General features: G+C 70.0%; 5 protein-coding genes. 3 read left to right on the top strand and 2 right to left on the bottom strand.

Going from position 1 to position 5,332, the window contains the following annotated elements:
* Window positions 1-90: 90 nt before the first annotated feature.
* Both ACE3O8_RS08335 and ACE3O8_RS08330 read right to left on the bottom strand, forming a co-directional pair.
* Complete coding sequence (locus ACE3O8_RS08335; RefSeq protein WP_374388690.1) at window positions 91-1,071, bottom strand: phosphotransferase family protein; 981 nt, start codon at window positions 1,069-1,071, stop codon at window positions 91-93.
* 19 nt (window positions 1,072-1,090) lie between these two features.
* The gene (locus ACE3O8_RS08330; protein WP_374388688.1) at window positions 1,091-2,182 is read right to left on the bottom strand and encodes a hypothetical protein; all 1,092 of its coding nucleotides are present in this window, start codon (window positions 2,180-2,182) and stop codon (window positions 1,091-1,093) included.
* Window positions 2,183-2,268: 86 nt separating this feature from the next.
* Between ACE3O8_RS08330 and nusB the strand changes: the two genes are divergently transcribed.
* From nusB to ACE3O8_RS08315, 3 genes are all read left to right on the top strand, one after another.
* Window positions 2,269-2,745 carry a transcription antitermination factor NusB gene (nusB, locus tag ACE3O8_RS08325; protein ID WP_374388686.1) on the top strand — a complete coding sequence of 159 codons (477 nt, stop codon included), beginning with the start codon at window positions 2,269-2,271 and terminating at the stop codon, window positions 2,743-2,745.
* A gap of 40 nt (window positions 2,746-2,785) precedes the next feature.
* Window positions 2,786-3,688: a thiamine-phosphate kinase gene (gene thiL / locus ACE3O8_RS08320; protein WP_374388683.1), complete on the top strand. Its 903-nt coding sequence runs from the start codon at window positions 2,786-2,788 to the stop codon at window positions 3,686-3,688.
* 159 nt (window positions 3,689-3,847) lie between these two features.
* The coding region (locus tag ACE3O8_RS08315; protein ID WP_374388682.1) for a sodium-translocating pyrophosphatase at window positions 3,848-5,332 on the top strand (1,485 nt) is incomplete at its 3' end.

Raw genomic sequence — 5,332 nt, 5'->3', positions numbered from 1 at the left:
ATTTCCCGGCATAGCTTTCGCCCAGCGGCGGCAGCACCATCACGCCCTGCGCCATTGCGAAGCAGCCCAGCGCCTCGGGATTGGAAAGGCTCATGCCCGCACCTCTTTCGGCTGCTTTGCCGCTTTCAGCAGCTGCGCGGCGTGCCAGTTGTGGAAGCGATAGGGCAGCAGCGCCGCGAACAGGATCGCCGGGTCCGCCGTCCGCTGCGTCGCCACCTCGAAGGCAGAGGTGATCCAGATCGCCAGCCCCTGATAGGCCGAGAACAATTCCCACCAGGCCCATGCGGCCGGGTCGAACGTCCGGCCGGATGCCGCCTCCCAGGCGCGGATCGCCTCCGCCCGGGTGCAGGTGCCGGCCACCACGTCCGCCATGCCATGGCCCCACAGCGGGTCCATCACCCAGGCCAGATCCTCCATCGCGTCGCCCACATGCGCCATTTCCCAGTCCAGGATGGCGAGCAGGCGGTTATCCGCATCGACAAGAAAGTTTCCGGACCGGAAATCGCCATGCACCAGCACCGCCGGGCCGGACGGCGCCGGGATGTTGGCCGCCAGCCAGCGCCAGACGGCGTCCGCCACAGGCTCCGGCCGCAGCCGGTGCCGGTCGATCTCCGCCTTCCAGTGCGCCAGCCGCCCGGCGGCATCCTGAAAGGGCAGGGCGGCCCTGTCGGCGGCATCCGGCACGATGGCGTGCAGCCGGCCCAGCGCGGTGAACAGCGCCACCCCGGTTTCGGCGGCGTTCGCGCCATAGCCTTCCGGATCGAAGGGGGAAGCCGCCCGCCCGCCCGGAATCTCCTTCATCACGAACCCGGGGGAGCCAAGGTCCGCGCCGTCCGGGTCCAGATGCACGGGTTCCGGCGCGGGCAGGCCGGCGGCATGGGCGCGGCCGATGGCATGGAACTCCGCCTCGCGGGAGGTGTCGATCAGGCTTGCCGCCGGATCGCGCCGCATCACCAGCCACTCCGCCCGCTCTCCGGCGGTCGCACGGAAGCGGAACGTCTCCCGCGCGGCGCCGCCATGGAAGCGGCTCACTTCGTCCACGCGGACGGGCGCGCCCCACAGGCGCGACATCAGCGTCGCCAGCCGCGCCTCAGGCAAGGTCGAACAGCTCGCGGAAGCCCGAAGGCGCATGGCGGCCGATGAACAGTTGCTCCAGCACGCCGCGCCCCTGATGGGTGGCCCCGTCCGGCAGCTTCAGCTCGGCTTTCACCAGCGCCTGCAGGTGGGCGTTCAGCGGGCTGGCCGCATCCGCCCCGGCAGCGTCGAAATGCTCGGCCTGCACATCCAGTTCGCCGCGCCAGCCGCCATGGCCGAACTTCGGGTGGCCGTATCCGATGCCGTGCATGTGGAACTCGGCTTCGGGCGTCAGCCGCACCGTCACCTCGCCGCCCGCCATCTGCCCTGTCAGCGTCGCGGTCGCGGCGCGGCGGGTGCCCGGGCGATAGGGCATGGCATAGGCCGGGGCCGCCAGCTTCGTTTCTGCCCCGCTCGCCAGATCCACCAGCACGGCGGATCGGTTCCAGGCCACGCCGTCGCCGTCGTCGTTCGTATGGAAGAACAGGGCATGGCCGTCGAAGTTGATCGGCGCCCAGATCCAGTAGAATTGCGGCGGCACCGGCGGCGCCACCCCTTGCGGATCGGCCGCGCCGATGGGCCTGACGCCCCAGCTGCGGTCGCGGGTGCCGCGCCAGCCGTCCACCCCGATCCGCTGCCCGTCCACCGTGACGGATCCGGACACCGCCACATTCTGCGTCAGCCGGGTCACGTCCATGATGGTGCGTGGCCCCTGCCGATAGGTGAAGCGCGGCTCCTCGATCGGCGCGTGCCGCCCCTCGAACAGCAGGTCGGCGCACAGACCTTCGGTTTCCTGCAGCCGCAGCCGCAGCCGTTTCAGCGGCTCCACCACCTCCACCGAAACCGGTCCCACCTGCGTATCCATCCGCTCCATGCCCAACAGGCGCGAGGCGAAGATGGATCGCTGCCGGCCGCCTTCCATCCAGCACACCGCCGCATCCATCACGTTCAGATGCGGATAGACGCCCAGCGCCGCCGCCACGAAGCGGCTGCCGTCCGGCGCCTGCGCATTGAAGAAATAGCGGTCGTAGAAATTCCGGTCGGTGCCCGCACAGGCGATGGGCTCCGGTCGCTGGTGCACCGGATAGTCGTCGGCCTTTGTCAGCATGTCTCTCTCCCGCCGGCCATCGTGGCGAAGGCGGCGGCGGCGCTCAAGCCTCGCAAAAGGGACAAGCTGGCGCTAAGGGCGGCGGCATGACGCTCGAAAACACACCCGCCGCGGATGCCCGCCGCCGCCGGTCTGCCGCCCGGCTCGCCGCCGTGCAGGCGCTTTACCAGCATGCCTCCTCGCGCACGCCGCAGGCGCGGCTGATCGCCGAATTCCATGATCACCGCCTTGGTGCCGAGGTTGAGGGCGAGCAGCTGTCGGCCGCCGACCAGCCCTTCTTCGACGATCTGGTGTCGGGCACGCTCGCCCGGCTGGACGAGCTGGACGCCCTTGTCGCCAGCTTCCTCGGATCCGGCTGGACGCTGGACCGGCTCGACCGGCTGATGCTCCAGATCCTGCGCGCCGGCGCCTATGAACTGGTCGCCCGCCCCGATGTGCCGCGTGCGGCGGTCGTCTCCGAATATGTCGATGTCGCCCACGCCTTCTATGAAAAGCGCGAAGCGGGCTTCGTGAACGCCCTGCTGGACCGTCTGGGCCGCAGCGTCCGCGACGGAGAAGGCTGAACTGGATCTCGAGGCCGACTTCCTCGCCCGGCTGAGGGTCGTGGCGCGGCATCCGGCCGCGCGCGGCCTTGCCGACGACGCGGCCGTCCTCGGCTGGCCGCTGGGGCAGGATCTGGTCGCCACGCACGACATGCTGGCCGAAGGGGTGCATTTCACCCCGGATTGCCCGCCCGCCGACATTGGCTGGAAGCTGGCGGCGGTGAACCTGTCCGATCTGGCCGCGATGGGCGCGCGCCCGGTCGGCGTGCTGATGGGGGCAGGCATCGGCGACGGGCGCGGCGCCGACTGGGCCGGAGCGCTCCTCAAGGGGCTGATGCAATGCCTCGACGCGCACGGAACGCCGCTGCTGGGCGGAGACACGATCCGCTCCGGCCCCGCCAGCGTGCTGTCGCTGACGGCGCTCGGCCAGCTGCCGCCCGGCAGCGCCCTGTCCCGCAGCGGCGCGGCCGGGGGCGATGATCTTTGGGTGTCGGGCACGATCGGCGATGCCGGGCTGGGCCTCCGGGTGGCGCAGGGCCTGTCCGTCGCGGCTGACCCGTCCGGCAAGGCGGCCCTGCTGAAACGCTATCGCCGCCCCGTCCCGCGCCTTGCCCTCGGCCTTGCCCTCCGGGGCCTCGCCAGCGCCGCGATGGACGTGTCGGATGGCCTGCTCATCGATGCCGCCCGCCTCGGCGCGGCGTCTGGCCTCGCCGTCCGGCTGGAATCGTCCGCCATCCCGCTCAGCGATGCGGCGCGCGGAACGGGCGTTCCCGTCAACGACCTCGCCGCCATGGGCGACGATTATGAACTGCTGTTCGCGGCACCCGCATCGGCGCGCGCCGATGTCGCGGCGGCGGCTGCCGCCGCCCGCACGCCCGTCAGCCGCATCGGCGCGCTTTGCCCCGGCGCGGATCTGCTGCTGGACGGGGCCAGGCCCGCCCGGCTGGGCTATCAACATCGCTGAGCCGCCCGCGCCGCGCGACGGGTTGCGCGCAGGCATCCACGGTGCCACAACCCCGCTACTCGCCGGACCCATCCTCGGGATGCATCTGGTCGGAGGGCCCGTAACCGGCGCGATCCCTGGGGAGGGGGCGCGCCCCAGATAATAAAGGGTAGGGGACTGATGGATTTTGTCTTGATCGCCATCCTGTGCGGCCTGTTGGCCGTGCTCTATGGCCTGTTGACCACGCGACAGGTGCTCGCCGCACCGGCGGGCAACCCGCGCATGCAGGAAATCGCCGCCGCCATCCAGGAAGGCGCCGGCGCCTATCTCAGGAAGCAGTACAGTGCCATCGCCGTCGTCGGCGTGGTCGCGCTGGTGCTGGTTTACCTGTTCTTCGGCATCTATCCGGCGGTCGGGTTCCTGATCGGCGCGCTGCTGTCCGGTGTCACCGGCTTCATCGGCATGAACATCTCGGTTCGCGCCAATGTCCGCACCGCGGAAGCCGCGCGGCAGGGGCTGCAATCGGGCCTCACGCTTGCCTTCCGCGCAGGGGCCGTCACCGGCCTGCTGGTCGCGGGCCTCGCGCTGCTCGCCATCGCGGGCTATTTCTTCGTCCTCACCCGGCAGCTCGGTTTCGCCGTGGACGACCGCGTGGTGATCGACAGCCTCGTCAGCCTCGCGCTCGGCGCCTCGCTCATCTCCATCTTTGCCCGCCTTGGCGGCGGCATCTTCACCAAGGCCGCAGACGTCGGCGCCGATCTCGTCGGCAAGGTGGAAGCCGGAATCCCGGAAGATGACCCCCGCAACCCCGCCGTGATCGCAGACAATGTCGGCGACAATGTCGGCGATTGCGCCGGCATGGCGGCCGACCTTTTCGAAACCTATGTCGTCACCGTCGGCGCCACGATGGTGCTGACGGCGCTTCTGGTGGGCGGCCAATATCTCGGCCAGCTGATGGCGCTGCCGCTGCTGGCGGGGGGCGTGTGCATCCTCACTTCGATCCTCGGCACCTATTTCGTGAAGCTCGGCTCGTCGAAGAACATCATGGGCGCGCTCTACAAGGGCTTCATCGTGTCGGCGGTCGCCTCCATCCCGGCGCTCTACATCGCCACCATGCTGATTTTCCCCGACATGACGGCGGTTGTCGGCGGCCAGGCGGCTGACGGCTCCGGCGGCTTCACGCCCATGGACCTGTTCTGGTCGATGATGGTGGGTCTGGCCGTCACCGGCCTGATGGTGTGGATCACCGAATATTACACCGGCACCAACTATCGCCCGGTCCGCTCCATCGCCAAGGCGTCGGAAACCGGCCACGGCACCAACATCATCCAGGGCCTCGCCGTCAGCCTCGAGGCGACTGCGCTGCCCACGCTCGTCATCTGCGCGGGCATGATCATCGCCTACCAGTTCGCAGGCGTGATCGGCATCGGCTTCGCCGCCACCTCGATGCTGGCGCTCGCCGGCATGGTCGTCGCACTCGATGCCTATGGCCCCGTCACCGACAATGCCGGCGGCATCGCCGAAATGGCGGGCCTCGAGGGCGAGGTGCGGGAACGCACCGACGCGCTGGATGCGGTTGGCAACACCACCAAGGCCGTCACCAAGGGCTATGCCATCGGCTCCGCCGGCCTTGCGGCGCTGGTGCTGTTCAGCGCCTACACCGCC

Origin of the sequence: Sandaracinobacter sp. (genome assembly GCF_041909755.1) — a bacterium.
Lineage (GTDB): Bacteria > Pseudomonadota > Alphaproteobacteria > Sphingomonadales > Sphingomonadaceae > Sandaracinobacteroides.
The sequence above is the reverse complement of the archived record's forward strand: the minus strand, read 5'-3'. Positions and strand labels throughout refer to the sequence as shown.